This window comes from Chloroflexus sp., from assembly GCF_034434295.1.
In the GTDB taxonomy this organism is placed as follows: Bacteria; Chloroflexota; Chloroflexia; order Chloroflexales; family Chloroflexaceae; genus Chloroflexus.
This window is the reverse complement of sequence record NZ_DAOTZQ010000104.1, coordinates 1-3585: the sequence shown is the minus strand read 5'-3', so window position 1 is coordinate 3585 and position 3585 is coordinate 1. Positions and strand designations below refer to the sequence as shown.

At 59.0% G+C, this 3585-nt stretch carries 1 protein-coding gene; it reads left to right on the top strand.

Features of this window, described 5'->3' with window-relative positions; translation table 11 throughout:
• Positions 1-373 precede the first annotated feature (373 nt).
• Positions 374-3585 (top strand): O-antigen ligase family protein (locus VAE57_RS14790; protein WP_322822635.1); only part of this gene is annotated, 3212 nt, incomplete at its 3' end.

The window sequence follows — 3585 nt, the reverse complement described above, 5'->3', positions numbered from 1 at the left end:
TTCCAGGGGATAGCCCAGGTCGGGGTTGCCGTTGTGCGGTGGTGGGAGTGCACCACAGAGGCACGGAGGACACAGAGGGGTGGGAGGCTTTTGCGTGAAGTGATGAACGAGGTGGATGTTCGCGCTCCCAGGGGATAGCCCAGGTCGGGGTTGCCGTGGTACTATGGTGGGAGTGCACCACAGAGGCACAGAGGACACAGAAGGGTGGAAGATGTACCACAGCGCCACGGAGGACGCAGAGGGGTGGGAGGCTCTTGCGTGAAGTGATGAGCGAGGCGGCGGTGCGTGATTCCAGGGGATAGACCGGTGCCAGTGCATAGCGAATGGAGCAGCGCTATCACAATGAGCCAGAGGTCGCAATCGTGCTTCTGATATGTATGCTCAACACTTTGATCGTCTCTTGCCATCACACAGCCTGATCGTTTTGCAGAAACCGCTGCTTCTACTTGCTCCTTTATCCATTCCCTATCTCCTCTTTCCCATCTCCTACTTCCTCCCCAGCTACGCCTCACCATTCCTGCTTGACATCAGACATCTGCTCGACTATACTCTCCGCGCTATGTGGCGCAACACCGTTCTTCGCATGTTCTTGCTCTGTAGTCTGGGAGTGCTGCTGACTGCTGCACTCGGTGTTGTCGTCTGGCTTGATAATGCTGCGCTGCGCGGAATTGCTTCCCGGTCGCCAATTTCCTCTCCCTTCCCGTACACCGATGGCCCGGCATTGGGGGTCAATGTTTTTAATCTTCACCTTGAACCTGATCCAACGGCTGCCGACCGTACCTTTGCTCTGGTGCGTGCGCTGGGTGCGCGCTACGTGCGCATGCAGGTGCCCTGGGAAGATATTGAGATTCACGGACGAGGTGATTTCACCGACCGACGAAACGAAGCAACGATTGGGGTTGTTTCGAGTTGGGCTAAGTACGACCGTATTGTAGATGCTGCGGTGGCGCACGGGATCGAGTTGATTATGCGCGTGGATCGGCCACCCGATTGGGCGCGCGAGCGGGGACGGTCAACGCCGGAATTTGTGGCCGGGCTGGCGGTTGACGGCAACTCAACCGGGCCGCCCGATGATCTGGCGGACTATGGTCGCTTTCTGTGCGAGCTGGTAACGCGCTATCGGGGGAAGGTAACCTACTTCCAAATCTGGAACGAACCGAACCTCAAGAACGAATGGGGCTGGCAAGAGCCGAAACCAGCAGATTTTCTTGCCTTGCTGCGGGTTGGTTATGAGGCAGTGAAGTCTGCCAACCCTGATGCCGTTGTCCTCTTCCCCGGTCTGGCACCGACGGATGGGCTTGATCCGCGTGCGCCAATGACTGAGCTTGAATATCTCGATGCAATCTATCGTCTGGGAGGAGCTGCTTACTTCGATATTATGGCAGCTCAAAATTACGGTCTTGGTCAACCACCCACCGAACACCGCTACGTTTTCTTGCGTGGACGTGACAACTGGAACTGGCACCGGCCTATCGATACTCGTAACGACGTCAGTCGTGTCGTCTTGCTGCGTGAGGTGATGGAGCGTCACGGTGATGTCGCGACGCCGGTGTGGGTGACTGAGTTTGGCTACAATGCTGCGCCTGATACGATTCCGGCAGAACGTCGCTTCGTGTGGGGGCCGCCGGTTGATGAGCAGACGAAGGGAACATATCTGGTTGCCCAGATTGAGCGCGCCCGTCGTGAGTGGCCCTGGATGGGGGTGATGAATATCTGGATGCTGCGTTATGGCGGCTATGCCGAACCCGATCCGGCCGATCCGACCCCCTATTTCGCACTGGTCAGCCGTGACTGGCAGCTTTTGCCATCGTACCAGATCGTGCAAGCGTATATGCGAGCGCCGGTGGTTGCTCATGTTGGTGTTCACGACTGGAGCCATCCGGCGGTTGAGCGCACGGTTGATGGCTGGCGTGTTCGGTTTGCCGGTACCGGTCTGGAGTTTTACGGTGGAACGCCGACAACAGTGCTTCTCGATGGCGATGCGATCACGCTGACGGCAAATGCTGTGCATGGGTTGGCCGATACCACTCACGTTATCGAGCTGCGCGGTGGATCGGCACCGGCTGGCTTTGCAGTTGTGCGCGATCTGCCCTGGCAATTTCCGGCTGACTATGGGCCACTGCTCTTATTTGCCAGCATTGCGGTCATCGGCGCACTCACTATGCACACAGTGCTCTCGTTGCTCGATCTCCTGATCGCTCGCTGGCAGCGGATTGCTGCCGGTCGCCGCGAGTGGATCATCTTTGCCTTGCAGGGGATCACTCTTGCAATTGCGTATCGTGCTTCAGCCCAACTCCCGCTGACGATGTTCGGTCTGTTGCCCTTTATCGGCCTCAGCATTGCCCGGCCTGATCTGGCGCTGCGTTGGGTAGTGATCACGGTACCGTTATACTTCCTACCCAAAGGTCTATTCGATTCCCGCTTTGGTATTCGCGATAGTGGCATTTATCTCCCGTTGCACGAAGCTACGCTGTTCATCGCAACAGCCGCAACGCTCATCCGCGATTGGCGGCGCATACGCTGGCCGGCATTGCCCGCACTGCCGGTAGCAGTGTGGGCAATGATGCCGGCAGTGTTGGTGTTGATCGGTGGTGTCTGGGGCGTTATCATCGCCGATGTGCGCGGCCCTGCGTTGCGCGAGCTGCGCTGGATGATCATTGAGCCGCTGCTCTTCGCGGCCTTGCTCTGGTGGCACGAGCGGCAGGGGCGGGCAGTTGTCTATCCTGCGCTGCTGGGCTGGCTGGCGGCTGGTGCTGTCTCGGCGTTGGTAGCGTTGGCGCAGGTTGGCGGCGTCAATCTGGTGCCACTCTTCGGCACGAAGATCGGTCATGGTAGCGACCTGGTCGTAACTGAGGGCGTTGTGCGGGCGACCGGTTTGTACGGACATCCCAACAATCTTGGTCTGGCAATGGGACGGGTGTGGCCATTAGCCGCAGCGCTGGCATGGGCAGCATGGCAGCAACGCCGGCAGTGGTTTGCGCTGATGTTTGCCGGGATTGCGTTGCTGGCGTTAGCGGCGCTGACCGTCTCCTTTTCGCGAGGCGCCTACCTGGGCGCACTGGTCGCTGGCGGGTGTTTGCTCTTCGTCGCCGCTACCCCCCGGTTCCGCTATCGATTGATCATCGCGGCTGGTGGTGGTGTCTTGCTGATGGCGATTATGCTGTCTGCGCTCGGTATCGAGCGTTTGAGTCTGCTCACTGGCAGTAGCACTATTCGCCTGTCCACCTGGCGCGCTGCCCTGGCAATGCTGGCCGACCACCCATTAGGGATCGGTCTCGACCAGTTTCTGGTTGTCTATCAGCAATACATTGACCCGGCGCTCCGTGATACCAACGAGGTGTATACTGCGCATCCCCATAACCTGATCCTCGATCTCCTGCTCCGTGGTGGGCCGTTGCTGTTGTTGGGTCTGGGGTGGGCAACCTGGCGCATGGTGCGTGTGCCAACGCACGCACCCTTGTCGGCGCCGGCAATTGGGGTGGCGGTAACGATGGCCGCTGCCCTGACGCATGGTCTGGTCGATGCTTTCTACTTCTGGCCCGATCTGGCATTTAGCTTTTGGTTGCTGGCGGTGGTGAGGGTGTG